Genomic DNA, 25426 nt, shown 5'->3' on the forward strand with positions numbered 1-25426 from the left:
ATCAAAAAAAAGTTACTTCCGTCGAAAACCCAAAATGCCATCATGCCGGCGCTTCAACAGTACGCCGCGGAAGCGGGTCAGACCGGAGATCACGATGAAGATACGAGCTCTTATGCTTGCCGCAGCCCTGGCGGGCCTGGGTGTGACCGCCGTGCCGGCGGCCGACGAGCCGCAGGCGGTACGTCAGCAGCTGATGAAGAAAGTCGGGGCAGCCACGGGCGCGCTCAGCGGCATCGCCAAGGGTGAGAAACCCTACGACGCCGAGATCGTCAAAGCGTCGCTGGCGACGATCAGCGAGACGGTGAAGGTCTTCCCGGATCACTTCCCGGCCGGTTCTGAAACGGGAATGGAAACCGAAGCGAGCCCGAAGATCTGGGAGAACATGGAGGACTTCAAGGAGAAGGCCGCCAAGCTCGGAGGCGATGCGGAAAAGATCCTTGCCGAGCTGCCTGCGGATCAGGCCGGTGTCGGTGCCGCGCTCGGCATTCTCGGAAAAGACTGCAGCAGCTGTCACGAGACCTATCGCCTGAAGAAGAATTGACGATCAGGCATTTCTTCGACTCAGGATTTGCAACACGCCGGTTCGCCGGCGCGATCTCTCCGCAAGCAGGTCGAAATGCCCTCCGGTCGTTGTCACCCGCATTCGTGATCTCAAGAGGAGCCCATGGGCGGGCGTGCAAGCTATCTGCTTTTTGGTCTGGCCCTGCTGGTGGCGGCGGGAGTGGGGCTCGCCTGGTTGACCAAACCCGACCGCTGGGACGCGGCCCATTGGGAGGGGCTCGGCGAGCCCGACCTCGCCAATGGTGAACAGGTTTTCTGGGCGGGCGGCTGTGTCAGCTGTCACGCCGCTCCGGGCGCCGAGGGCGACCAGCGGCTCACGCTAGCGGGGGGCCGGACTCTGAAAAGCCCTTTCGGGACGTTCCATCCGCCCAACATTTCGCCCGATGAATCCGCCGGCATCGGCAGCTGGACGCTTGCGGAATTCGGCGACGCCATGACCCGCGGCGTTGGAAAGCAGGGCGAGCATCTCTACCCCTCCTTCCCCTATGGATCCTACAGTCGGATGACCGTAAAGGACGTCAACGACCTTTGGGGCTTCATGCAGACACTGCCGAAGAGCGGCAATGCGACACCTCCGCACGATCTGGCGTTCCCCTACAATGTCCGCCTGGCGCTCGGCGCATGGAAGCTGCTTTATCTTACCGATAAGCCGCATGCCCAGGTCAATACCGCCGACACCAAACTCGCTCGCGGGCAGTACCTCGTGGAGGGCCCTGGCCATTGCGGCGAGTGTCACACGCCGCGCAACGCCTTTGGCGGTTTCGAGGATCGCCGGTGGCTTGCCGGCGCGCCCAATCCCGAAGGCGAGGGCCGCATCCCCGACATCACGCCGGCTTCGAAAAGCATCGGCGGCTGGAGTGCATCCGACATCGCCTCCTATCTCGAGACCGGCTTCACCCCGGATTTCGACACGGTCGGCGGTTCGATGGTCGAGGTCCAGAAGAACATGGCCAAGCTGCCGGCTTCCGACCGCGACGCGATCGCGGCCTACCTCAAGGCGCTGCCGGCGCTGTAGATTGGAACGGCCGCGCCTCCCGTCACCCGAGTTTCTGCAGGTAGCGCATGCCGGTTACCGGGCGCGGCACGAAGCGCTCGGACTCGTAGAAACGGTGCGCCTGGAAGTTTCCCGTGGCGGCACTGACAGAAAGATAGTCGCAGCCTGCCATTTTTGCCTGCTCGCGAGCCTTGGCCACGAGGTGGCGCCCGATACCGGTGCCGCGGTGAACCGGGCGGACGAAGAGGTGGTGCAATTCCATGCCGCGCGCGCCTTCGGTCGCCCGGTATTGCGGGACGAGAATGGCATAGCCGATCAATGCGCCGCCGGCTTCGGCGACCAGCGCCGTGATCCAGGGCGTGCGTGAGAAAAGATCCCGTTCGAGCTGTTCGGGCGTGATCGTTGCGGCATCGCCATGATGGGCGGCAAGCTCTGAGACCATCTCGCGCAGTTCGGCGAGATCACGTGGCTTGGCGCAACGGATTGTCACCATCGGCGCACGCGCCGACGGAACGGGCTGAAGGGAAGGGGTGACGGTCTGCAGCATTCTCGGCTCCTCATGGTCCTCTGCCGCCATCAGGTGCCGTGAAAAACAAAAGCCGCCTGATGGCGGCCTTGTTGAATATGATCAGCAGGCCGCTCCTATCGGAACAGCCAAAAATATACGCAGGCAATGGGCGCGTTCTTGATCATGGGCGTAGATTGTCCAGATCCGGAAATTTGTCAATGGGAATCTGCGTAGCTCTCAATGCTCGTTTTCGCACAGCGAGTGGTCGGCGAGCGCGCGGATCACATAACAGTCTCCGATCGTGTGATCTCCATGGCAGGCGACGATGCGCTCGAGCTCACGTTCCAGCTTTCTGAGCTGGGCGATCTTGTCGCGCACCGAGGCAAGATGCTCGGCCGCGATGCGGTCCGCCTCGCCGCAGGGGCGCTCCGGATGCTCGCTCAAGCTCAGAAGATCGCGGATCGCTTCTATCGAAAGGCCGAGGTCGCGTGCGTGGCGGATGAAGGCGAGCCGTTCGAGCTCGCGCTTCTGATAGCGCCGCTGGTTGCCTTCCGAGCGCTCCGGCGCGGCGAGGAGGCCCATCTGCTCGTAGTAGCGGATGGTCGGGATTTTTACGCCCGTTCGCCGGGAAAGATCGCCGATCGTATACATGCGATGCTCCATTGCACTGACATGCTGAAACCACGCACTTCCGGACGGAAAACCGTCACCTGTCTTATGCTCTAGTCTCTAGAGTTTTATATGGGCAGCACCTGTCGTCGATCAAGCCTTGAAAAAGGGGGCAGCCGGGGTTCGTTCCGTATCGAAGAGCGCATCATCGGGCACAAGCGCGCCGCAATCTTCCTTTAGCGATTCGACAGTCGGCGTCGACGGAATAATATTCCATTTCAATAATTTAGCTATGTCTCGGCGCTTGAGCCGCACAGACGGAGGAAGATATGCCTTTGCACATAAACCGCCGAGAAATGCTGGCCGCGTCGGCCATGCTCTATCCGTCATTCGTCCTGGGAACGCCCGCCCTTGCGTCGGGCGCGGCGGAGGATGACGTGATGGAACGGCTCCGCCGGCTTGAGGAGCGTACCGGCGGACGCCTCGGCGTCGCTGTGCTCGACACCGAAACCAACATCTCGTTCGGACATCGGGAGGCCGAGCGTTTTGCCATGTGTTCGACCTTCAAGGCGCTTGCGGCGGCTTGCGCGCTCGCCCGCGTCGATCGCGGGGAGGAAGAGCTCGACCGGCGGATCACCTTCGGCGAGGAGGTCCTGCTTCCTCATTCGCCGGTAACGGAAAAGCATGTGGGCGGCAACGGCATGACGGTCGCGGAACTCTGTGAGGCGGCGATCACCATCAGCGACAATGCCGCCGGCAACCTGCTGCTGGAAAGCTTCGGGGGCCCCCAGGGCCTGACGTCTTGGCTGCGCTCGATCGGTGATGAGACCACGCGTCTCGATCGAACGGAGCCCGACCTGAACGAAGCCACGAAGGGCGATCCGCGCGACACCACCACACCGGCCGCCATGCTCGACACGCTCGGGAAACTGGTCCTGGGTTCAGTCCTTTCGGAAGAAGGACGCAAGCAGCTCATCGATTGGCTGGTTGCGAACAAGACCGGGGATTCGCGGCTTCGGGCGGGCCTGCCCAAAGACTGGCGGATCGGAGACAAGACGGGGACGAGTATGACCGGTGCCGCTTCGGACATCGCGGCCGCCTGGCCGCGGGGCCGCGGCCCGATCCTGATCTGCGTCTATACCGGCGAAGCCAAGGCACCGCTCGATGATGTGAACCCGGTCTTCGCGGATATAGGCAGAATCGTCGCCGGCATGGCCTGACGGCGACGGGCGCGCTTATGCGGACGCGCCCGTCCGTTCCGGTTTGTGTGTCACGGCAGCGTATAGGCGATGACATAGTCGCCCGGTTTCGTGCCGACCGAACCGTGCCCGCCCGCGACGATCAGCACATATTGCTTGTCGCCGGCCGTATAGCTCATCGGCGTCGACTGACCGCCGGCCGGAAGCCGCGCCTCCCAGAGCTGCTCGCCCGTGGTCAGGTCATAGGCCCGGAAATAGTTGTCGACCGCGGCACCCAGGAAGGCGAGGCCACCCCTGGTGATCATGGGTCCGCCGATACCCGGAACGCCCAGCTTGAAGGGCAGCGGCAGCGGCGTCATGTCGTATACCGTGCCGTTCTTGTGCTTGTAGGCGATCTTGCCGGTTCTAAGGTCGGCGCCCGCGACATAGCCCCATGGCGGGGCCTGGCAGGGAATCCCGAGCGGGCCGAGGAACGGGCCCATATAGACCCCGTAAGGCGCGCCCTCATTGCGGTTGAGACCCTGTTCGCTGCCCTTTTCACCCTCGCCCTTCGGGGGAATCTGATCGCGCGGAACGAGCCGTGAGGTGAAGGCGAGATAGGTCGGCATCCCGAACATGATCTGGCGCTCCGGATCAACGGCGACCGAGCCCCAGTTGAAGGTCCCGAAATTACCGGGGTAGACGATCGTCCCCTCCAGGGACGGCGGTGTGTAGCGTCCCTCGTATTTCAGCGATCTGAACTCGATCCGGCATGCGAGCTGATCGAACATGGTGATCCCCCACATGTCGCGCTCCATAAGCGGCGGCGGCATGAAGGTGAGACCTGACACGGGCTGCATCGGCGCCGCGAAGTCCTCGGGGATCGCGCCGCCCGGAGCCGGAACTTCCTCGATCGGGATGATCGGCTCGCCGTTTCGCCGGTCGAGTACGTAGATGTCGCCCTGCTTGGTAGGCCCGACCAGCGCCGGGACGACGGTCCCGTCCTCTCTCGTAATGTCGAGCAGGACCGGCTGGGCAGGTACGTCCATATCCCAGAGGTCGTGATGCACTGTCTGTCTTACCCAGCGAACCGCGCCCGTATTGATGTCGAGCGCGACGATCGAGGAGGAATATTTCTCCACATGCTCGCTGCGGCCCATGCCGAGCTGGTCGGGCACCTGGTTGCCCATGGGGATGTAGACGAGGCCGAGTCCCTCGTCGTAGCTGAAGACGGACCAGCTGTTCGGCGAATTAGTGGTATAGTGCTGCCCCGGAGGGAGCGGCGTCGTCACGTCCGGATTCCCGCTGTCCCAATTCCAGATGAGCGCGCCGGTGCTGATGTTGAAGGCGCGGATCACGCCGGACTGTTCGGTGGTCGAATAGTTGTCATTGACCGCCCCGCCGATGATGAGCCTGTCGCCGACGGCGACCGGCGGCGACGTCGAATAGTAGTAGCCGGCGGGGTTGTACTTCATACCCTGCTCGAGATGCAGAACCCCGTTGTCGGCGAAGCTGGTGCAGACCTCGCCATTCTCCGCGTCGAGCGCGATCAGGCGAGCGTCCGAAGTCGGCAGATAGACGCGTTCGGCACAGGGACTGCCGGAAACTGCGGCCGGATCGGCCCAGTAGGTGACGCCGCGGCATGTCTGATGCTGGCGGTCGGGGTTCATGCCGGAATTGGAATCGTATTTCCACTTCTCCTGACCGGTGGCGGCGTCGAGCGCGATCGCCCAGTTATGCGGCGTGCAGATATAGAGCGTGTCCTTCACCTTCAGGGGCGTCACCTGGTAGGTGGTCTCGCTGACGTCTTCGGGCAGCTTCACGTCCCCGGTCTGGTATTGCCAGGCCACCTGCAGGTTCGCGACGTTTTCCGGACGGATCTGGTCGAGCGGGGAGTAGCGTTGGCCGAAGGGCGTGCGACCGTATTGGTGCCATTCGCCGGGCGGCACATTGCCGCCGGGGCTCGCGTTAGCCGCGACCTGACTGGGCAGGTCGCCGCGAATGTCGTGGGGGTCCTGGGTCATCGAATACAGGGCGACGCCGACCGAGATCAGGCTGACCAGCGCAAGCGGCCAGGCGCTTGCGCCATATCGCTCGCCGGTGGGGCTGACGAAGCCGAGGGGTCGCCGGATCCATGGGGTGAGCAGCCACAGGCCCAGCAGGATGATGACGCCGCCCCGAGGTCCGAGCTGCCACCAATCGAAGCCCACCTCCCAGATCGCCCAGGCAAGCGACCCGAGAACGACCAGCGCATAAACCCAAAGTGCGGCGGCGCGGCGGCGAATAAGCAGAAACGCGGTGAGCAGAAAGCCAAGGCCTGCGATGAGATAGTACGGGCTGCCGCCGAGCAGCAGGAGCCGCGTGCCGCCCGCACCCAGGGCGAGACCGATCACGGCGAAGACGATGGCGGTCAGGACGATGAGCATCAATTAGAGCTCCCGAGTTGAGAACGTGCCGTCGGCACGACTGATTCCGCGGGCAGGCCCGGCCAGGCCTGGAGAGAAAGCGCATTGACCGACAGGTATGGGAACCCCCCGGCTCTCGGGGCGGGGGTCCGGCCGGCAGCGCTACCACGAAATTAACGCAAAGCGCGTGCCTTTCAATGACCACAATCCGACGGTGGCAAAAATATTGCCGCATTGATGAAGGGCACGGATGCGACGCGTCTCTTCTCCGGTTTGACCCCTACAGCGCCGCGTTAAGCACGGAGAGAGGGAACCGAGACTCCGCGGTAAGTGCCTCCCCTCCCGCGTTTCCGGGGAGGAACTGGCCGGCAGGCCGGATGAGGAACACGTCCGGCGGAGCTGAAATCACGTGCCGCAAAAGGTCTGCAGCACTTCCTCGCCCGGCTCGGGGGGCGCGGCATAGGCTGCGTGGTCCGGCTGGTCCTCGTAAGGTCGGGATGTCACGTCGAGGAGCGCCTCGAAGAGGGAAAAATCCGCATCTTCGGTTGCCGCGTCGATTGCCTGCTCCACCCGGTGGTTGCGCGGAATGAAGGCTGGGTTGACGGCGCGCATCGCGGCAGCCAGCTCGCTCGCCGTCTGCGTTTCCCTGCCGAGCCGTCGGCGCCAATCCTCGAGCCAGGGCGAGATTGTCTCCGGTGTCTCGAAGAGGCTTGCAAGTTCCGTATCGGCCGCTCCGTTTTCCGCGGACGCCGCCAGGCGGCGGAAGGTGAGGGTGAAATCCGCTTTCCCCTTCTGCATCAGCGTGAGCAGCGACTGCACCAGATCGAGATCCTCGTCTTCGTCGGTGAACAGGCCGATCTTGCGCCGCATGCCATTGAGCCACTGCTTCTGGAAGATCGATCCGTATTCCCCAAGTGCGTCGTTGGCGAGGTTCACGGCCGTGTCCGCCACGGGATCGAACAGCGTCACCAGAGTTTCGGCGAGGCGGGCGAGATTCCACTGACCGATTGCCGGCTGGTTCGCATAGGCGTATCGGCCGAACTGATCGATCGAGCTGAACACGGTTTTGGAATCGTAAGCGTCCATGAAGGCGCAGGGGCCGTAATCGATCGTTTCGCCCGAAATCGTCATATTGTCCGTGTTCATGACCCCATGGATGAAGCCGACATGCAGCCAGCGCGCGATCAATGCAGCCTGACGCGCCGCGACCGCCTTGAAGAGCGCAAGATAAGGTTTTTCGTCGCTTTTCAGCTCCGGATAGTGCCGGTCGATCACGTAATCCGCGAGCGTCCTGACCGAGTCCATATCGCCGCGTGCGGCGAAGAACTGGAACGTGCCGACACGAATATGGCTTGCCGCGACGCGGGTGAAGACGGCGCCGGGCAGGATCTGTTCGCGGTAGACGGGCTGTCCCGTTACGGCGGCGGCCAAAGCGCGGGTCGTCGGCACCCCGAGCGCATGCATCGCCTCGCTGACGATATATTCGCGTAAAACAGGCCCGAGCGCCGCCCGACCGTCGCCGCGGCGGGAGTAGGGGGTCTGCCCGGCTCCCTTGAGCTGGATATCGCGTCGCCGGCCGCTTGCGTCTGTTACTTCCCCGAGCAGGATAGCTCGGCCGTCACCGAGTTGGGGCACGAAGGTGCCGAACTGGTGGCCCGCATAGGCCATGGCGAGCGGCTCGGCGCCGGGAGGAACTTTGTTGCCCGAAAAAATGGCCGCGCCATCGCGTTCGAGCGCCTCGATGTCGAGTCCAAGCTCTTCGGCCAGCGGCCGATTGAACTTGATCAGCCAGGGTTCCGCCACCGGGCCCGGCTCCACGCGGGCGTAGAAATTCTGAGGGAGTCGGGCGTAGCTGTTGTCGAAGCGGAACGGCATTGTCTCGGTGGCTGACTGCGGGGGCACGGAATTCATCACTATCCAGCGGCACAGGATAAGCCGCCGCCCTTTCGCACCAAGTCTACACGAGCCCCGGCATTTTCGCGAGGGTCGAGACTTTTCGTTGGCCTTCTCTTGAAATGAAACGATCCAACGCCCCCCGCGCCTGATCAGCGCGGGGGGGGGGGCCAGGCTTCAGGCGCTGAGTGCCGGCGGCGGCAGGCAGGCCTCGCATATCGCGGCGATGTGGCGATGGTCGGTGCCGCAGCAGCCTCCGAGAACGCGAAGTTGCGGCAAGCGGCCCCTCAAAGAACAATAATGTCCGGCGAGATCGTGCATGTCGCCCACATCCAATGTCTCGCTCTCGTCGAGTTCGGCGTGGCTCTTGGCCGAGGCGTTAGCGCGAATGCCGCCGATCCGTCGGACCCAGCCGCTCTGCTGTTCGAGCACATTGTCGAAATGGCTCGGATGGGCACAATTGATCATGTAGTAGAGCGGATAGCCGCCGGTTTCGGCGTCCACCGCCTCGATCGCGTGCTGCAGCGAACGACCGGTAACCAGGCGGCCGTCCGTCTCGACCGTGAAGGATACGGCGCAGGGCATATCACGGCCCCTCGCAGCTTGGGCGATTCCGACGGCCTCCTCGATGTTCGTCATCGTGACTGCCGTGATCATGTCGGCTTCGCTGGCGGCAAAGGTCGCGACCTGAGCGGAGTGGTAGTCCTCCGCCTCGCGGGCCGTCATCCGGCCTGCCTGATAGCCGTCGCCGCGCGGACCGATCACGCCGTTGAGGACGACAGGCGCCTGCGGCCGTTCGTACTCGGCGCGCAATCCGGTGAGCAGGTAAACCGCATCCTGATTGACCTTTCTCAACGCCTGCGCATCGTAGCCGAGCTTTTCGCCCCAATCGGCACTGGCGCGCCACGTTGCGGTGTCGAGCACGAATCCGGTGCCGTGGCGCTTGGCGATTTCGAGATAGCGCGTGTAGTAACGCAAAAGCCGGCGTCGGCCCTCCGCCGATGAGAGCAGGACGAAGGACGCGAAGTGCGGAAGTTCGATTCCCTCCTGAAACGTCAGCACGGTCTCCATGCCGCCGTCGCTCAAGAACATGCCGCCCCATACAAGCGGCAGATGACGTCTGGACCTGGGCAAGTTCTCCTCCACTTCGATCTCTCCTGTTTTTCAAGTCCTGCTAATACAGCGGGACGGCGGAGAATATGCCCGGCCATCAGCGTCGCGCTGTAACGTCAGGAACTTCCCGGAGTGGTGAAGGGTGTGCGGACGGTGCGCAAATGCACTCGTCCTCTGCCCGGCTGCCGCGCCGGCGGCCGATCAGTCCAGACCGGCTTCCATAGCGGCCGCCATTTCCGCAAGCTTGCGCACGGTATTGAGGTTACGCGCGGTGCCGGGTTTGAGCGCGGGAAGCTTCAGCCTCGATCGTCCGGACCCATTCACATAATGGATATAGATTTCGCGCCCGTCGATCCGCACTTCTTCCTCATCGGGCGCGACGAGCCTGTCGAGCGCGTCGGCTGGGGGCGGCTCCGGCAGAAAGGTGATCAGCAGGAAGTTCGGCTTGGCATCGGGAAACCGCTCCGCTTTGGCCGCGACGTCCTCCAGTTGCCGGCGGCTGCGGAGCAGCACCTCCGGAGCCCTTCCCAATTTCGCCGCAAGCGCCTGTTCAAGCTTCGCCTGCACCGTCGCTTCGGACAGCTCCGAACGGAAGACCACATTGCCGCTCTGGATATAGGTCTTGGCACCGGTGAAGCCGAGCCCGTCACAGACCGCCTTGAGATCCGCCATCGCCAGTTTGCCGGTGCCGCCCACATTGACGGCCCTGAGCAGTGCTGCATAAACCGGCATCGGCTCCGCCCCTTACATTCTGCCTGCGACCTTGATGGCGAAGGCATATTCGAAAGCGATCTCCTCCAGCCGCTGGAATCGGCCGGAAGCGCCGCCATGGCCGGCGTCCATGTTGGTCTTGAGCAGGATCGGCTCGCTGCCGGTCGTCTCCTCGCGCAGCTTCGCTACCCATTTCGCCGGCTCCCAATAGGTGACGCGCGGATCGGTGAGCCCCCCGAGCGCCAGAATGGCGGGATAGGGCCTGGCATCGACGTTGTCGTAGGGCGAGTAGCTTGCGATGATTTTGTAGAACTCGGGGCTGTCGATCGGGTTACCCCATTCGGGCCATTCGGGCGGCGTCAGCGGCAGCGTGTCGTCGAGCATCGTGTTGAGCACGTCGACGAAGGGCACCGCGGCGATGATGCCGCGGAACTTCTCCGAAGCCATATTGGCGATGGCCCCCATCAGCATGCCGCCAGCCGAGCCGCCTTCGGCGACGATGTTCGCGTAGGAGGTGAACCTTTCCTGATTCAAATAGTCGGCCGCCGCGATGAAGTCTTTGAAGGTATTGGTCTTCTTCGCCATCTTGCCGTCTTCGTACCAGTGGAAACCCTTGTCCTTGCCACCGCGGATATGGGCGATTGCGTAGACGAAGCCGCGGTCGACGAGCGAAAGGCAATTGGTGTTGAAGCCAGCCGGAATGGTGATGCCATAGGCCCCGTAGCCGTAGAGCAGGCAAGGGGCGGATCCGTCGAGCGGCGTATCCTTGCGGTAGAGAAGAGTGACCGGCACCTGCTCGCCATCCGGAGCCGGAGCGAAAACGCGGCGGGTCACATAATTGTCCGGGTTATGGCCGGAGGGTACTTCCTGCGTCTTGAGCAGCGTGCGCTCGCGCGTCTGCATGTCGTAGTCGAAAAGCTGCGACGGCGTCGTCATCGACGAATAGGAGAATCGGATGATGTCGGTGTCGTATTCGGCCGCACCGGAAAGTCCCAGGGAATAGGCCTCCTCGTCGAAGGCAATGGCGTGTTCCTCGCCGGTCCGGCGGTTGCGGACGACGATTTCCGGCAGGCCGTTGCGGCGCTGCAGCCAGACCAGGTGACGGGCATAGGCCATGTGGCTGAGGATCAGCGTTCCCGGCTTGTGAGGCACGACCTCGCGCCAGTTTTCCTTCTGCGGCGCTTCCACCGGCGCTTCCATGATCTTGAAATCCTTGGCGCCGTCCGCATTGGTAAGAATGTAGAAGACCTTGCCGCCCTCGGTCATCGAATATTCAAGGCCGGTTACGCGCTCTGCCACGACCTTCGGTTCGGCCGTCAGGTCGCTGGTCGGGAGGAGCCGGTACTCGCTCGTCTCATGGTCATGAATGTCGATATAGATGAAATCGTCGAGAAGCGAGCCGCCGACCGACATGAAGAAACCGGCATCGGGCTCTTCATAGACCAGCCGGTCTTGCGACTGGGGCGTGCCGATGATGTGGTGGAAGATCTTCGATGGCCGGTGGTTCTCGTCGAGCACGGTATAGAAGAAGCTCTTGCCGTCGGGCGCCCAGGCACCGCCGCCCCCCGTGTTTTCGATCAGATCCTCGAGGTCCTCGCCGGTCGAAAGATCGCGCACCTTGAGCGTGAAATATTCCGAGCCCTTGTCGTCGTAACCCCAGATTCCGCGGGAGTGATCGCTCGAGTGGTCCAGCCCGGCGATGCGGAAATAGGCCTTCCCTTCAGCCTCCCTGTCGCCGTCGAGCAGCACCTGGCGGATCGTCTCGTCTCCCGCTGCGCCCTCTCGCGCGATCCGGAAATAGCGCGGATGCTCGCCGCCGGTGACGTAGAACGTGCCATAGGCGAAGGGCCCATCCTTCATCGGAACGGATGAATCGTCTTCCTTGATCCGGCCCCGCATCTCGGCAAACAGGGTCTTCTGCAAATCCTTCGTGTCCGCCATCGCAGCGTTCATATAGGCGTTCTCCGCCTCCAGATGGCGGCGGATCTCAGGATCCAGGATCGACGGATCCTTGAACATTGCCTGCCAGTTGTCGGCCCTGAGCCAGGCGTAGTCGTCGGTGCGGGTCACGCCGTGGCGGGTATCCGCAACCGGCTTCTTCGGGGCGACGGGCGCGGCGGGCAGGTTTTTGAATACGGACAAGGCATGTCTCCGGGATCGGTCCTGCTGCATGTTTCCCTGGCGGGGACACGATTTGGGAGCCATACAGCAATTCAAGTTCTGCAGCGGTCATGCGCATCCGGCGAGACGCGGCAACGCCGCAAGGGGAGACACTGAGATAGAGGGCGCGTTGCCGGCGATCAAGCGCAAAGACCGATCACCACCGGCCCTTCAGCGATTGTACCGCGTGGTCGATGAAGGCACGTACCTTCGGCGTCTCTGCCTGGCGGTCGAGAAAGCAGGCATAGAACTCCAGCGGCTCGTGATCGACGCTGGCGATTCCCTTCGCCGGATCGCCGCTGAAGAGCGGCACGAGCAGACCCTGTTCGAGGATCGGGTTGGCGATGAATGTGCCGAGCCGGGTAATGCCGGCGCCGGCGATCGCCATCTGGGCCAGAGTGTCGATGTCATTGCTGACGATGGTGGGGCGCAGTTCGGGTTCGAAGCGCAGGCCGTCGCGTACGAATGCCCAGCGGAACAGCCGGCCGTTGACGGCGAAGCGGTAGACGAGGCAATCGTGGTGCCGCAGATCTTCCGGCGTTTCCGGCCGGCCACGCCGCGCAATGTAGGAGGGCGCGGCACAGATGATCAGGGGCACCGAGCCGATCTTGCGGGCGATAAGCCCGGGTTCGAGCTGCTGGGCGAAGCGGACGCTGATGTCTATGCCTTCGCCGATGTGATCGATGCTGCGGTCCGTGATCACCAGTTCGATCGAGACGTCCGGGTACCGCGCCGCGAATGATGGCACCAAGGGCGCGATGACGTGACGGCCGAAGGCGACTGAGGAGGCAATCTTCAGTTGCCCCCGCGGCTCCTCGTTGAGCGCCGAAACTGCGGCCGCCGCCTGTTCGAGATCGTGGACCACGCCGTGCACGCGGTCGTAATAAAGCTTCCCGGCCTCGGTCAATCCCAGTTGACGCGTGGTGCGGCTGAGAAGCCGGACGCCGAGCACGCGTTCCAGTCGCGCGATGTTCTGGCTGGCGGCGGCCGGCGTGATTGCGAGCCTGCGGGCCGCCGCGGCGATACTGCCTTCTTCGACGCTTCGAACGAAGCTCTCGACGCCACGCAACGTGTCCATAACGTATTCCATCGAATGTTGACCGACATTCGATAGTTTTACCTAAAACTGAATCAGGCGGCAACGCGCTACCGCAGCCCGCCGCCGTCGGTATAGTGGCGGCAATTCCCGAACCCACGAGGAGAATGACATGTCTGAAGACACGATGGTCCGGCCCTATGCGGCGCGACGCCGAAAGCTCTCGCCGCGAGCGGTCCCGATCGTGTTCGCCTTTTTTATGTCTGCGATCATGGCTCTGCTGATGTCGGGCGTGATCGTCGCCGCTAATAGCGGCTTCGATCAGGGCTATCCGGCACGTGTGTTCGGCGCTTACGCCTTTGCCATGCCGGTTGCCTTCGTCTGCGTCCTGATCGTTCGCCCGCTCGTCATGCGGCTCGTGTCCATGGTCTGCGATCTCCCGCGCTGAGGGTCGATCGGATGCGCGGTGCATCGCCGGCACAGCTCGTCGGTCAGGCTGAAAGCTTCAGGCCGATGCCCCAGGGGTCGGTGAGGCTATGAACGCCGCTCCGCCTGTCCACCGCTATTTCGAGGGCATCGAGCTTCCGGACCGCGGCGTCGAGCGCCGCCGGATCCCGGAAGCGGATCGTATAGTCGGCAAGACCGGTCATGTTGCCCTGGCGCTTCGGCGCCCCGCGCGAATTCCAGATATTGGCCGCCACGTGGTGATGATACTTGCCCGTCGCGAAGAAGCTCGCTCCCGGATAACGGGCCATGAGGTCAAGGCCCAGCGTATCGCGGAAAAAGGCGTCCGCTTGCGGGATGCCGGAGACCTGGAGGTGGATGTGCCCGATCGTGGTCCCCGCTGACAGGCCGTCCCACCCGTTCTTGGGCGCCTCGTCGTAGAGCGCCTGCAAATCGAGCGGCAGCGTATTCATTGCAACCATGCCGTCCGCTCCGTAGTTCCATTCCTCGCGCGGGCGGTCGCGGTAGATCTCGATGCCATTGCCCTCCGGGTCGGCGAGATAGATTGCCTCGCTGACGAGGTGATCGGACGCGCCCTCCAGTCGAACTCCGTTCTCGGCTGCGTGCACCAGCCAGCGCCCGAGCCCGGTGCGGTCCGGAACCAGGAAGGCGTGATGGAAGAGGCCGGGTGCGTTTCGCGGTGCCTTTGCGGCACTGCCGTCGCTCGTCAGCGTCAGGAGCGGCCTTCCTGCGACGCCGAGCGTCACGCCGCTCGCGCTCGTCTCGACCGGCGAGAGACCGAGTATGCGCCGATACCAGGACGAGACCGTCTCCAGGTCGCTGACGACAAGATGCGAGCGGTCTACATAAGCAGGCATCGCGGTCGCGTGATCGACGGGGAGGCTGGCCTGCGGCTTCGTTTGTGACGTGTCCTTCATCATGCTCGCCTTTTCGGACAGCGGGTGGGCGACGCCCGAGAGTGTGATCTGCTGCGCCTAATCCAATATGAGCACGTGAACAGATACACGAAAACTCTTATATTACTTGATGTTGTGTTCGATGAACGTTGACAGTCGTGGCACCCGCGCTACCTTTAACGATGGGAGCACGAGAGGGGCGGTCACGTTGATCCAAGTCAAGGCCCGAACTGCCGTGACCGTTCAATTTCGGTCCGGCAAAAGACGTGGTGCGCTACCTGGTTTTTCCGTCGGTACCGGGCCGGGGTCGGAGATGACCGGCCGCAAGCTGAGGGATCGGCGTCGCATTCGGCGTACGACGTGGTAACATAGGAAAAGGACGCAGCAGCATGTACAGGAAGATCATCGTCCCGATCGCCATGGATCAGTTGGAGCACGGCGAGTCCGTCCTTGGCATCGCCGAAAAACTGATCGATGACGGGGGCGAGATTATTCTCCTCAACGTCGTCGAGGATCTCAATGCCTATGCACAAGGCTACATGATCGTCGATTTTCCGTTGGAGATGATTGAGGAATCGCGCAAGCACGCGGTCAAGACCCTGGAAGCGTTGAAGACAAAGCACGGCATCAAGGGACGCGTGGAAATCCGCACAGGCGGAGCCGCCGGCAGCATCAATGCTCTCGCCGAGGAAGAGAATGCCGACCTGGTAATCATCGCGTCCCACCGACCGGGACTGATCGATTACTTCATCGGGTCGACAGCCAGCCGCGTCGTCAGCCATTGCCCCTGCGCGGTTCTCGTCGATCGGTAAACACAAGAACAAAAGGGAGCGGTGCAGGCCACCTGTGCCGCGACTCGAAGGAGTCACGCAATGGACAAGTACGCGCTTGACGACTTTCGCGAGCAACTTTTGCGCCGCAAACGCGAACTTTATGGCCGGCTGGTGAAGATAGAGGAGGACCTCGAGCAGCCGATGAACGCCGATGTGCCGGATCGCGTAACCGAACGGGAGAGCGACGAGGTCCTGGAGGGCCTCGGCCTGGCGGGCCAGGGCGAGATACGCGCGATCGACGCCGCGCTCAACCGCATCGAAGCGGGAACCTTCGGCGTTTGCGTGCGTTGCGGCGACGCCATTTCCCCGGAACGGTTGCGTGCCGTGCCGCATGCGCCGCTCTGTCAGACCTGCGCCGCCGAAATCGCGGCCGGGGGTCGATGAGACGGAAATCGATGACATCTGCTCCTCCGTCGCTTCAGAACCGCATGCTCCCACGGAGGATACGATCCTTGTTGTAATGCGTTGCAAAAGTTGATCCTTTCGCCCGATCCTGGTGCTTTGCCGTGTCGATGCTCTGTGGCACGATGACACAAAGGGAGCTCATGGGGCGGTGAGGTTCACCCTCTCCGAAACGCCATCATCGAGCTTGAGCGGAGCGGGAGGGGCCGCGTGAAAGTTGCCGGCGTCAAATGGGACTACGACCGATCGGAGTTGATCGCCGATGCGATCGTCCATGGGATCGGCCTTTCGGCGGCACTTGTCGGTGTTACCGCGCTGATTTTTTACGCCACCGTCTGGAGCACCTCCGGGCAATTGGCAGCAGCTTCAATCTATGGCGGCGGGCTCATCGCAACCCTGTCGGTTTCCTTTCTCTATAATCTCTTTCCGGTATCCCGGACCAAGTGGTTTCTGCGCCGTCTGGACCACTCCGGCATATTCGTCCTGATCGCGGCAACCTACACGCCGTTCCTGCAGCGCGGCTGGGATAACCCGTTCCTCTTCTCGATGCTGATCGGCATCTGGCTTATCGCGGTCGCCGGCATCGCCCTGAAATGCCTCCTGCCCGGGCGTTTCGATCGGTTGGCGATCCTGCTCTACCTGGCGATGGGCTGGAGCGGTCTGCTCGCCGCAAAGTCCCTGTTTACGGCCCTGAGCCCGACGACGCTCACGCTGATCGTCATCGGTGGAATCATCTATTCGATCGGGGTCATCTTCCACGTCTGGGAGCGTCTGCGCTTCCAGAACGCCATCTGGCACGGCTTCGTCGTCGCCGGGTCGGCTGTGCATTATTCCGCGGTGCTGACCTGCATCAGCAGTTCCACCGCAACGTAGAGCGCTTTCGGGAAAGCGTGGGCCGGATTTTCGGCGGGAAGTCCGTGGTTTAAAGAGCTGGAGAGTTTCAATTCGCTCGGCATCCATCCGACGGCCGGAGGGCTGAGGCCATGCGCGAGATGACCCCGTCGAAGCTGGTCAGCTTGCTCTTGCGGTACTGGAGCCTGAAATAGGCGGCACTGCCGTCGCACAGGGCAATTGCCCGCGTATAGAAAACGTCACTCTCGCGCGCGCCGGAAAAGCTCGCCCAGGCGGGCGTCACGCGCGAGAAAATGATTCGCCAGTCGTCCTGTTTTTCGTAGCCGATCCTTTCGGCGACGTCGGTTTCGAAGTCGCCGTCCAGGGGATGGGTGCCGAACACCATGAGCGTCGCGCCGTTGTCCTCGGCGTGAAATCTGGCGCCGTCGCCGTTGTCTGCCTCCGGGCCCATGGCGAAACCTGGCGGGATGTCGACCGTGTAACCGAAGCGGGGATTGGCATAGGGATGCCAGTCGTCGTCCGTTGCAGCGGGCGAGGCCGACACCGCGAGGAGCAGAAATGCGATAAAGGCACGGCGCATGCGGGGCGTCCTCTCGGCTTGTTCGACCTGCCGCTTCCGCTCAAAGCGCCGCGCGTTTACGCGGACGCGCTACGGCGGCCGCAGCGGCTTTGAACTTTTCTGTCATCGTATCTTCGAATCGATCCAGGTTTAAGGGCATGCGACAGGCCGCTCGCGAGCCGGGGAGCGGCGCGGGAACAGACCGTGCCATCAATCCTCCTCGAATGTCATTGCCGTACCGTTGAGGCAGTAACGCAGACCCGTCGGCGGAGGGCCGTCAGGGAAGACGTGGCCGAGATGTGCGTCGCAGGCGGCGCAGCGGATCTCCGTCCTGACCATGAAGTGCGATCGGTCGACATATTCGGCGATCGCGTCCGGATCGACCGGGGCGAAATAGCTGGGCCAGCCGCAGCCCGAATCGAATTTCGTGTCCGAGCGGAAGAGCGGACGGCCGCAACAGACGCATTTGTACGTGCCGTGCCGCTTGTTGTCGAGGAAGGGACCGGTGAAGGCGCGTTCCGTGCCATGCTCGCGCGTGATGCGGTATTGCTCGGGCGTCAGACATGCCCGCCACTCCTCGTCCGTCTTCGTGATCTTCGGCATCCGGCTTTCCGGCATCGTAACGCTCCTTTTGATTGCAGCAAAATATATAGGACGGCGCCCGCTTGAGGACAAAGGGGGCAACGCCGGCAGCGCCATGTTTTGACAGGGGCCTGATGACGGTTCGAGACGGAGCCGCAGCGCTCTACATAGTATAAACGCGGCATAACCTCTCACTGCGGCCGATTTCCCTTGAGGCGGGCCCGCCCTTCTTCTATGTCCGGTTACAGCTTGACTGAACGATCGGCGAGAAGGAGTGTGTCGATACGATGGATGCCGCGGCCCTGACATTTCTGGCCCTCGGTCTACCCTTTGCCGCGGCGGCAGTCGCACCGGCTTTGACCCGGCTCCTCGGCGGGGATGCCGCCTGGCTGTTGGCGCTTGCGCCACTCGCGATCTTCGCGCATTTCGCGGGCTTCATTCCGGAAGTTGCCGCTGGTGAGTTCGTTACCGGCGGCTATGTCTGGATACCGTCCTTCAATGTCAGCTTCTCCTGGCTGGTCGATGGCTTGTCGCTCACCTTCGCGCTTCTGATTTCGGGTATCGGGGCGCTGATCGTTCTCTATTCCGGCGGTTATCTGAAGGGGCATCCCGACCAGGGCCGCTTCTTTTCGTTCATCCTCATGTTCATGGGATCGATGCAGGGTCTCGTCCTCTCGGACAGTTTCCTGATGCTCTTCGTCTTCTGGGAACTGACGTCGATCACCTCGTTCCTGCTGATCGGTTTCGATCACAGCCGCGAGGCGGCGCGCCGCGCTGCTTTGCAGGCCCTGGTCGTGACCGGGGGAGGCGGGCTCGCGCTGCTCGCCGGGCTCCTCATCCTGTGGAACGTCAGCGGCATTACCCAGTTTTCGCTGCTCCTGTCGTTCGGCGACGAACTGAAGCAAAGCCCGTTCTACCTCGCAGTGCTGCTCCTCGTACTCGGCGGAGCATTCACCAAGTCGGCCCAGTTTCCGTTTCACTTCTGGTTGCCGAATGCCATGGAAGCGCCGACGCCGGTTTCGGCCTATCTGCACTCGGCGACGATGGTGAAGGCGGGTGTCTATCTTCTGATGCGGCTTAACCCGGTGCTCGGCGGCACGACGGAGTGGCAGATTCTGCTGCCGCTATTCGGCGTGACGACGCTCGTCGCCGGAGCCGCCCTGGCAGTGCGCCAGACGGACCTGAAGATGATGCTGGCCTATACGACGATGTCGTCGCTCGGCCTTCTGGTCATGCTGACCGGCCTCGGCCTGCCGCACGCTGTCGAAGCCGCCGTGCTGTATCTGGTAGCGCACGCCCTGTTCAAGGGGGCGCTGTTCATGGTGGCCGGCATCATCGATCATGAAACCGGCACGCGCGATCTGACGAAGCTCGGCGGGCTGCGCAGGGCCATGCCTCTGACCTTTGGCATAGCCCTTGCGGCGGCCCTGTCGATGGGTGGCCTGCCGCCCTTCTTCGGGTTTCTCGCGAAAGAGGAAATCTATGGCGCTCTCTCCGGTTTCGACCGCCGTTCCATGGTCTTCGCGGCATTGACCATCCTCGGCAACGGCCTGATGTTTGCCGTCGGTTTCGCAATTGCTCTAAAGCCGTTTCTCGGCCCGAAGGTGGAGACGCCGAGACATGCCCACGAAGCACCGGTGCTCCTCTGGCTCGGACCGGCTATCCTGGCCGCGACGGGCCTTTCCATCGCGCTGTTGTCGGGCCTCGCTCATCGATTCGTTACCTCGCCCATGGCCTCGGCCGTTGCGGGCGAGCCGAGGACCGTGACGATTTCGCTGGTGCCTCATCTCAGCGTCGCGCTGTTGCTCTCCGTCGTGACGCTGGCGGTCGGCGTCGCTCTATTCCTCAATCTGGCGCGGCTGCGGGCAGCCATGGCGGCGGTGCTTGCCGACATCGGCTGGGGACCGGATCGAGGCTTCGACCAGTTCATGCGTGGCCTCGTGCGGTTTGCGGTTGCTACGACCCGCCGATTGCAAAGCGGCCGGCTGGACAGCTATATGACCCTGACCTTCGTGCTGGTCGCCGCCGTGATGCTGGCGTTGCCGCTGCGCTATGGCGAATTCCCACGCGCGCCGTTCTTTTCGGGCGATGTTCCGCTGCACGAATTCGCGATAATGGCGATCGCCGTCCTCGGCCTCCTCGCCGTGCTGCTGGCCGCAGACCGGCTGACGGCGATCGTATCGCTCGGAATCCAGGGCTTCGCCGTTGCGGTGCTTTTTCTGCTTTATGGCGCTCCGGACCTTGCCTTCACTCAATTCATGATAGAGACGCTGTCCGTCGTCGTGCTGGCACTGGTGATGACCCGGCTGCGGCTGTCTCCTTCGGACCATCGGCCGTTCAGACAGAAGCTCCCCGACTTCACGATAGCGCTCGTTTGCGGGATCGGGTTCGGTCTTTTCCTCCTCCGGGTCACAGGCGTGCCGTTCGATTCGACGCTGACGGATTTCTTCAATCTCTATTCGAAATCGATTGCGCACGGCGCGAACGTTGTCAACGTCATCATCGTCGACTTCCGCGGCACGGATACGCTCGGCGAAATTGCCGTCGTGCTGGTTGCGGGCCTGTCCATCCTTTCGCTCGTGCGCCTGCGGGCGGGGTCGTTGAGACGGGGCGAACAGAGCGAGATCGCTGCCGCTGTTGCGAATACGAAGGAGCCGGTATGAAGTCGATTATCTTTCGGACGGTCGCACCCTTCCTCGCCGGATTGATGATGCTCTTTTCGATCTTCGTGCTGTTGCGCGGACACAACGAGCCCGGAGGCGGCTTCATCGGCGGATTGATCGCCGTCTCGGCACTGGCGATCTACGGTATCGCCCATGGCGTCGAGACGGTACGGCGAGCGATTTATTTCCATCCGATGGCTATCGCCGGCGCCGGCCTCTTCGCCGCTACTGTGGCCGGGCTGGTGTCTCTTGCCGCGCGTGTGCCCTTCATGACGGGGCTGTGGATCTATCCCTCCATCCTCGGCGTCGAAGTTCCGCTCTCCACCGTGACGCTGTTCGACACGGGGGTCTACCTGGTCGTCGTCGGTTCCATCAGCTCTATCGCACTCTCGCTCGAAGAAAGAGGAGGCGCCTGATGGAAGCTTGGTTTTCGCTGCTGGTCACGGTTTTCTTCACCGTCGCCATTTACCTGCTTCTGTCGAAGTCCATCATCCGCATCCTGTTGGGCGTGGCGATTTTGGGCAACGCGGTGAATCTGTTGATTTTCACCGGCGGCCGCCTGACTCGCGACGTCCCGCCGGTCATCGCGCAAGGCGCCGATGTGCTTGCCGGTCCGGCGGCCAATGCCTTGCCGCAGGCGCTGATCCTCACCGCAATCGTCATCTCCTTCTCTTTCTTCGCCTTTCTCCTCGTTCTTGCCTGGCGCGCCTATGAAGACCTCGCGACGGACAACACGGACGAAATGCGTGTTGCGGAACCGGTGAACGAGCCGGCACCGCCGCTGGGATACTGACGCCATGGCTACCTCCGCTCCCGCCGACCTTTCGGTAGCACTGGTGCTCGCCCCGACGTCGGCTGCCGAATGGCTCGTCGTCCTGCCGGTCGCCTGGTGCCTCTCCGTCGGCGCATTTCTCGTGATGCTTCGTCGGTGGGCCGGCCTCCAGGCGGCAATTGCGCTCGCGAGCCTCGCCGTGCTGGTGCTGATCGATGTGGCCCTGCTCGATCATGTCGCAAGAAACGGGCCGGCGACCATGGTGATGGGCCGATGGCTGCCGCCGTTCGGTATCGCCTTCACGGTCGATTTGACCGGCGCGCTCTTCGCCCTGGTGGCAGCCGTGGCTGCTCTTGCTGCCGGCGTCTTTTCACTCGCCGATATCAACGACAGCGGCCGGCGCTATGGTTTCTATCCACTGCTGATGCTGCTGGTGGCCGGCGTTTCGGGAGCCTTCCTCACGGGCGATGTCTTCAACCTCTACGTCTGGTTCGAGGTCCTGCTGATTTCGTCCTTCGGTCTTCTGGTGCTCGGCTCCGAGCGCGAGCAGATCGATGGAACGGTGAAGTACGGCTTTTTGAATCTGGTCGCAACGACGCTGTTCCTTGTGGCTACGGGATTCCTCTACGCCGTATTCGGCACGCTCAACATGGCCGATATAGCACGCAAGGCCGACGAACTGCGCGTCAGTGCGCCGCTGATGACGCTGGTCGGACTCTATGTTCTTGCATTCGGCATGAAAGCGGCCGCTTTTCCTTTGAACTTCTGGCTGCCGGCTTCCTACCATACGCCTCGCGTCGTCGTGTCGGCGCTTTTTGCCGGCCTGCTCACCAAGGTCGGTATCTATGCGTTGATCCGGGTGACCGTCATGCTCTTCCCGGTCGAAAGGGAGGAATTGAGCTTTGTCCTGGCAGTCGTCGGTGCGCTGACGATGATGGTCGGCGTTCTCGGTGCGCTCGCGCAGACGGATTTTCGTCGCATTCTCGGTTATCTCGTCGTTTCGGGTATCGGCTCGATGCTCGCAGGCATCGCCATCGGCGGACCGGGCGGCATTGGCGGCGCCATTTTCTACGCGCTCCACTCGATGCTGGTGATGACGGGCCTTTATTTTGCCTCGGGGATCGCCATGCGCCTTGGGGCGGACGTGTCGATCGCAACCCTTTCGGGCCTTTACCGCAAGCACGCCGGATTTGCGGCGCTCACCCTGATGCTGTGCTTTGCCGTTTCGGGCCTGCCGCCCTTTTCGGGTTTCTGGCCGAAGGTCATGCTGGTGAAGGCGGCCCTCGATATCGGCGCCTGGTGGCTTGCCGCCGCACTGCTTCTCGTGGGTTTCTTCACCATGATTGCCACGGGCCGCCTGTTCCTCCTGGCCTATTGGCGCGAGAGCGCAAGCCCTGACGCGGCCGGCAGCGCACCCCGCTTGCCCACGACGGCCTTGGGTCCGCTTGCCGCGCTTACGCTTCTGGCGCTTGCGCTCGGTCTGTACCCCGAGCCGCTCCTTGCGACGATCCAGAGTGCGGCCGCTGGACTCGCGGAGCCCTCCGCCTATCTGAATTCGGTCTTTCCCGCAGGGGGCCCGCAATGAAATTCCTGCTGACCAACCTGGTCTTCACGCTTATCTGGGGAGCAATCAGTGCCAGCTTCACGCCGGCGAACCTTCTGCTGGGCTTCGCAGTGGGCACCTTGTCGCTCTGGCTCATCCGGCGTGAGTTGCGACCGGTCACATACCCGCTGCGGCCGTTGCGTCTCCTGCTGCTCGCATTGTTGTTTTTCAGGGAGCTCGCGATTTCCGCGACGAAGGTCGCAGTTCTGGTGCTCCGCTCCAATATGGCGCTGAAGCCCGGCATTTTTGCCTATCCGCTCGCGGTCAAGAGTGATTTCGAGATAACGCTGCTTGCCAACCTGATCACACTGACGCCGGGTACGTTGTCGGTGGATGTCTCCGAAGATCGCAAGACGCTCTACGTCCATGCACTCGATTGCGCCGATCCGGGAGTTTTGCGGCGGGACATCGCCGCTGGTTTCGAGCGTCGAATCCGGGAGGCCTTCGAACGATGATGTCCGCTGCAGTTTTGAGCGCGGCCTCCGGCGTCGCGCTCGTGCTTCTCTCTCTCGCGCTGCTTTTGACGGTGCTGCGCATCATTCGCGGGCCGACGCTTCCAGACCGGGTGCTGGGTCTTGACATGCTGGTGGCGATTGCGATCGGCCTGATCGCGGTGATCGCTGTCAGAACCGGGTTCTACCTCTACATCGATATCGCGATTGCCCTGGGGCTTGTCGGATTTCTCGCGACGGTCGCTTTCGCCCGCTTTATCCTGGCGCGCGGTCTCTCGCCGGAGCGCATGTCGCGGAGCGCGGCGGAGATGCCCCAGACAAAGCAGGACCCGGCGCGTCCGCGTACGGGACAGACCCGGCGCCGCAAACGCAAGGGGGGCCGCTGATGACGCTGGAAATCATTGCCTATGTCGTTGCACTGATCATGGTCGTCGGTGCCTGTTTCTCGCTGCTTGCAGCCCTCGGCCTCGTCCGGTTTCCCGATCTATACACCCGCATGCACGCGGCCTCGAAAGCCGGAACGGTTGGTTCCGGGCTGCTGCTCTTTGCCGCCGGACTGCATTCGCTCGATCCCGCGGTCTTCGTGCGCGCACTTGCGGGGTTTGTTTTCTTCGTGCTGACTGCACCGATCTCGGCCCATTTATTGGCAAAAGCCGCGCATCAAGCGGGCTACAGGCTGTCGAAACTATCGGTGATAGATCAGCTTCCCCGTAAGGAAGAGCCGCGCCGGCATTGACCGGCAGCATTTCTGTCTCTGTATTTGATGACAATTTTGCCGAGCGTGACAATTTTAGCGACTCGGAATAGAGTTGCTCCATCCCGATAAATTTATGTTTGGACTTTTGGCGGATCAGTGTTAATGCAGTAAATGCAAAGTGTCGTCGTGGCAAATACTTCGAACTGAAATTCCAGCCTGAGTTGTGATGCTTGTCCGTTGCTTTGAGGTGTCGGCCGACTTGGCACCTTGGTGATGGATTTTCCCTCTCGCAATTCGAGCCTTGATGTTGGGGCAGAACCGCGGTCTCCATGGCGGGATAGCGGTCGGTTCCGAGGCGGCAAACGCTATTCGACGGCATTTTGTACATCCTCCCCCTGAAACGGTGTTTCAGGTTTCGTCGCTGGATTCCGATAGGAGAAAGAAATGACAGAGACTTCGCTCGGTGCGAGCAACGAACTCCTGGTTGAGCTTACGGCGGAGATCGTTGCCGCCTATGTAAGTAACCACGTGGTTCCGGTTGCCGAGCTGCCGACGCTCATAGCCGACGTGCATTCGGCCCTCAACAACACCACGGCGCCCGCGCCGGTGGTCGTCCCGGTGGAGAAGCCCAAGCCCGCGGTTTCGGTCCGAAAGTCGGTGCAGGACGACCAGATCACCTGTCTCGAATGCGGCGGTACCTTCAAGTCGTTGAAGCGGCATCTGATGACCCACCACAATCTTTCGCCGGAAGAATACCGCGACAAGTGGGATCTGCCTGCGGATTATCCGATGGTGGCACCGGCCTACGCGGAAGCACGCTCGCGGCTTGCCAAGGAAATGGGTCTCGGACAGCGTCGGAAGCGCCGCGGCAAGTGATCCGGGCAGCAACGTTGCAAACTGCCATCCGATCAGCCGGGGTCGCACAGGCGACCAGCTGAGCTGCTGTTACAAAGGCCGGCCGGATCAAGGCCGGTTTTTTGTGAAATGCGGGGTCTCGAGAGGCCGAGCGCGTCGGTCAGGCGGGCAGGCGTTCTTCGGCTTCGCTCTTGATGCGCCGGATCATCGATCGCAGACCGTTCGCGCGCTGCGAGGAAAGATGTTCGATGAGGCCGATCTTGCCGAAGACGTCCAGAGCGTCGATCGCGGTAATTTCCGAGGCGCGCTTGCCGGAGAAGATTGCGAGGACGATCGCCACAAGGCCGCGCACGATGTGCGCATCCGATTCTCCCTCGAAGGTGAGGAGCGGGTCTTCAGGATCGCCGCTCGCATGGGTTACGAGCCAGACCTGGCTCGCACAGCCCTGAACCTTGTTCTCGCTCGTCCTCGAGGCTTCCGCCATCTCAGGCAGGCTTTTGCCGAGCTCGATTACATAGCGATAGCGGTCCTCCCATTCGTCGAGGAACTCAAAATCGTCGATGATCTGGTCGAGTGAGGTCATGCTATGTCCGGCTTTGGGTGCCCGCGGCGTGGCGCAATCCGCAT

Annotated in this window: 27 protein-coding genes; 15 read left to right on the top strand and 12 right to left on the bottom strand. The window is 62.5% G+C overall.

All coding sequences use genetic code 11. From position 1 onward, the window contains the following. Positions 1–94 precede the first annotated feature (94 nt). A complete protein-coding gene (locus SINAR_RS0114635) occupies positions 95–541 on the top strand; it encodes a c-type cytochrome (RefSeq protein ID WP_027999798.1) in 447 nt (148 codons plus the stop codon). A gap of 123 nt (positions 542–664) precedes the next feature. Next, positions 665–1576 carry a c-type cytochrome gene (locus SINAR_RS0114640; RefSeq protein ID WP_027999799.1) on the top strand — a complete coding sequence of 304 codons (912 nt, stop codon included), beginning with the start codon at positions 665–667 and terminating at the stop codon, positions 1574–1576. Positions 1577–1598: 22 nt separating this feature from the next. Here SINAR_RS0114640 and SINAR_RS0114645 read toward each other — a convergent pair whose 3' ends face one another. Both SINAR_RS0114645 and SINAR_RS0114650 read right to left on the bottom strand, forming a co-directional pair. Continuing rightward, positions 1599–2102 carry a GNAT family N-acetyltransferase gene (locus SINAR_RS0114645; protein ID WP_027999800.1) on the bottom strand — a complete coding sequence of 168 codons (504 nt, stop codon included), beginning with the start codon at positions 2100–2102 and terminating at the stop codon, positions 1599–1601. Positions 2103–2300: 198 nt separating this feature from the next. Beyond that, on the bottom strand, positions 2301–2714 hold the full coding sequence (locus SINAR_RS0114650) for a MerR family transcriptional regulator (protein ID WP_027999801.1): 414 nt from the start codon (positions 2712–2714) through the stop codon (positions 2301–2303). A 287-nt stretch (positions 2715–3001) separates the two neighbouring features. Between SINAR_RS0114650 and bla the strand changes: the two genes are divergently transcribed. Beyond that, entirely contained in the window at positions 3002–3892 is an 891-nt protein-coding gene (gene bla / locus SINAR_RS0114655; RefSeq protein ID WP_027999802.1) for a class A beta-lactamase, read from the top strand. Between the two features lie 50 nt (positions 3893–3942). Here bla and SINAR_RS0114660 read toward each other — a convergent pair whose 3' ends face one another. The 6 genes from SINAR_RS0114660 to SINAR_RS0114685 all read right to left on the bottom strand — a co-directional run bounded on the left by SINAR_RS0114660 (position 3943) and on the right by SINAR_RS0114685 (position 13210). Further along, the gene (locus SINAR_RS0114660) at positions 3943–6276 is read right to left on the bottom strand and encodes a glucose/quinate/shikimate family membrane-bound PQQ-dependent dehydrogenase (RefSeq protein ID WP_027999803.1); all 2334 of its coding nucleotides are present in this window, start codon (positions 6274–6276) and stop codon (positions 3943–3945) included. 384 nt (positions 6277–6660) lie between these two features. Further along, a complete protein-coding gene (locus SINAR_RS0114665; protein ID WP_050577505.1) occupies positions 6661–8166 on the bottom strand; it encodes a protein adenylyltransferase SelO in 1506 nt (501 codons plus the stop codon). A 159-nt stretch (positions 8167–8325) separates the two neighbouring features. Further along, positions 8326–9282 carry a homocysteine S-methyltransferase family protein gene (locus tag SINAR_RS0114670; protein ID WP_027999805.1) on the bottom strand — a complete coding sequence of 319 codons (957 nt, stop codon included), beginning with the start codon at positions 9280–9282 and terminating at the stop codon, positions 8326–8328. Positions 9283–9462: 180 nt separating this feature from the next. Beyond that, positions 9463–9993 carry a DUF1697 domain-containing protein gene (locus SINAR_RS0114675; RefSeq protein ID WP_027999806.1) on the bottom strand — a complete coding sequence of 177 codons (531 nt, stop codon included), beginning with the start codon at positions 9991–9993 and terminating at the stop codon, positions 9463–9465. A gap of 12 nt (positions 9994–10005) precedes the next feature. Then, a complete protein-coding gene (locus tag SINAR_RS0114680; RefSeq protein ID WP_027999807.1) occupies positions 10006–12114 on the bottom strand; it encodes a S9 family peptidase in 2109 nt (702 codons plus the stop codon). A 175-nt stretch (positions 12115–12289) separates the two neighbouring features. Further along, entirely contained in the window at positions 12290–13210 is a 921-nt protein-coding gene (locus SINAR_RS0114685; protein ID WP_027999808.1) for a LysR family transcriptional regulator, read from the bottom strand. A gap of 130 nt (positions 13211–13340) precedes the next feature. Here SINAR_RS0114685 and SINAR_RS0114690 point away from each other — a divergent pair, with 130 nt between their 5' ends. After that, positions 13341–13616 (top strand): DUF2798 domain-containing protein, encoded by a 276-nt coding sequence (locus SINAR_RS0114690; protein WP_050577506.1) that lies wholly within the window; start codon positions 13341–13343, stop codon positions 13614–13616. Positions 13617–13659: 43 nt separating this feature from the next. On the opposite strand, the gene SINAR_RS0114695 is transcribed toward SINAR_RS0114690, so the two are convergent. Continuing rightward, complete coding sequence (locus SINAR_RS0114695) at positions 13660–14550, bottom strand: VOC family protein (RefSeq protein ID WP_027999810.1); 891 nt, start codon at positions 14548–14550, stop codon at positions 13660–13662. A gap of 368 nt (positions 14551–14918) precedes the next feature. Between SINAR_RS0114695 and SINAR_RS0114700 the strand changes: the two genes are divergently transcribed. The 3 genes from SINAR_RS0114700 to trhA all read left to right on the top strand — a co-directional run bounded on the left by SINAR_RS0114700 (position 14919) and on the right by trhA (position 16637). Beyond that, positions 14919–15341 carry a universal stress protein gene (locus SINAR_RS0114700; protein ID WP_027999811.1) on the top strand — a complete coding sequence of 141 codons (423 nt, stop codon included), beginning with the start codon at positions 14919–14921 and terminating at the stop codon, positions 15339–15341. Between the two features lie 60 nt (positions 15342–15401). Continuing rightward, on the top strand, positions 15402–15746 hold the full coding sequence (locus SINAR_RS0114705; RefSeq protein ID WP_027999812.1) for a TraR/DksA family transcriptional regulator: 345 nt from the start codon (positions 15402–15404) through the stop codon (positions 15744–15746). Between the two features lie 228 nt (positions 15747–15974). Continuing rightward, the gene (gene trhA, locus SINAR_RS0114710) at positions 15975–16637 is read left to right on the top strand and encodes a PAQR family membrane homeostasis protein TrhA (RefSeq protein ID WP_027999813.1); all 663 of its coding nucleotides are present in this window, start codon (positions 15975–15977) and stop codon (positions 16635–16637) included. 67 nt (positions 16638–16704) lie between these two features. Here trhA and SINAR_RS0114715 read toward each other — a convergent pair whose 3' ends face one another. Continuing rightward, on the bottom strand, positions 16705–17196 hold the full coding sequence (locus SINAR_RS0114715; RefSeq protein ID WP_027999814.1) for a hypothetical protein: 492 nt from the start codon (positions 17194–17196) through the stop codon (positions 16705–16707). A 189-nt stretch (positions 17197–17385) separates the two neighbouring features. After that, positions 17386–17793 carry a peptide-methionine (R)-S-oxide reductase MsrB gene (gene msrB / locus SINAR_RS0114725; protein WP_027999815.1) on the bottom strand — a complete coding sequence of 136 codons (408 nt, stop codon included), beginning with the start codon at positions 17791–17793 and terminating at the stop codon, positions 17386–17388. 251 nt (positions 17794–18044) lie between these two features. Here msrB and SINAR_RS0114730 point away from each other — a divergent pair, with 251 nt between their 5' ends. The 8 genes from SINAR_RS0114730 (at position 18045) to mucR (ending at position 24820) form a co-directional block, all read left to right on the top strand. Continuing rightward, positions 18045–20420: a putative monovalent cation/H+ antiporter subunit A gene (locus SINAR_RS0114730; protein ID WP_027999816.1), complete on the top strand. Its 2376-nt coding sequence runs from the start codon at positions 18045–18047 to the stop codon at positions 20418–20420. Further along, on the top strand, positions 20417–20836 hold the full coding sequence (locus SINAR_RS0114735; protein WP_027999817.1) for a Na(+)/H(+) antiporter subunit B: 420 nt from the start codon (positions 20417–20419) through the stop codon (positions 20834–20836). Before SINAR_RS0114730 ends, SINAR_RS0114735 begins: the two co-directional genes overlap by 4 nt. Continuing rightward, positions 20836–21213 (top strand): Na+/H+ antiporter subunit C, encoded by a 378-nt coding sequence (locus tag SINAR_RS0114740; protein WP_027999818.1) that lies wholly within the window; start codon positions 20836–20838, stop codon positions 21211–21213. The genes SINAR_RS0114735 and SINAR_RS0114740 overlap by 1 nt, the downstream gene beginning before the upstream one ends. Before the next feature lie 4 nt (positions 21214–21217). After that, positions 21218–22777, top strand: a complete 1560-nt coding sequence (locus SINAR_RS0114745) for a Na+/H+ antiporter subunit D (RefSeq protein ID WP_027999819.1) — start codon at positions 21218–21220, stop codon at positions 22775–22777. Then, positions 22774–23250 (top strand): Na+/H+ antiporter subunit E, encoded by a 477-nt coding sequence (locus SINAR_RS0114750; protein ID WP_027999820.1) that lies wholly within the window; start codon positions 22774–22776, stop codon positions 23248–23250. The genes SINAR_RS0114745 and SINAR_RS0114750 overlap by 4 nt, the downstream gene beginning before the upstream one ends. Further along, positions 23247–23633, top strand: coding sequence for a cation:proton antiporter (locus SINAR_RS0114755; protein WP_027999821.1), 387 nt, complete (start codon positions 23247–23249; stop codon positions 23631–23633). The genes SINAR_RS0114750 and SINAR_RS0114755 overlap by 4 nt, the downstream gene beginning before the upstream one ends. Then, positions 23633–23983 carry a monovalent cation/H(+) antiporter subunit G gene (gene mnhG / locus SINAR_RS0114760; protein ID WP_027999822.1) on the top strand — a complete coding sequence of 117 codons (351 nt, stop codon included), beginning with the start codon at positions 23633–23635 and terminating at the stop codon, positions 23981–23983. Before SINAR_RS0114755 ends, mnhG begins: the two co-directional genes overlap by 1 nt. Before the next feature lie 405 nt (positions 23984–24388). Continuing rightward, positions 24389–24820 (top strand): exopolysaccharide biosynthesis transcriptional regulator MucR, encoded by a 432-nt coding sequence (gene mucR / locus SINAR_RS0114765; RefSeq protein WP_027999823.1) that lies wholly within the window; start codon positions 24389–24391, stop codon positions 24818–24820. A 139-nt stretch (positions 24821–24959) separates the two neighbouring features. Here the strand turns inward: mucR and SINAR_RS0114770 are convergent, their stop codons facing one another. After that, positions 24960–25382, bottom strand: coding sequence for a SufE family protein (locus tag SINAR_RS0114770; protein ID WP_027999824.1), 423 nt, complete (start codon positions 25380–25382; stop codon positions 24960–24962). Positions 25383–25426 lie beyond the last annotated feature (44 nt).

This window comes from Sinorhizobium arboris LMG 14919 (assembly GCF_000427465.1).
Lineage (GTDB): Bacteria > Pseudomonadota > Alphaproteobacteria > Rhizobiales > Rhizobiaceae > Sinorhizobium > Sinorhizobium arboris.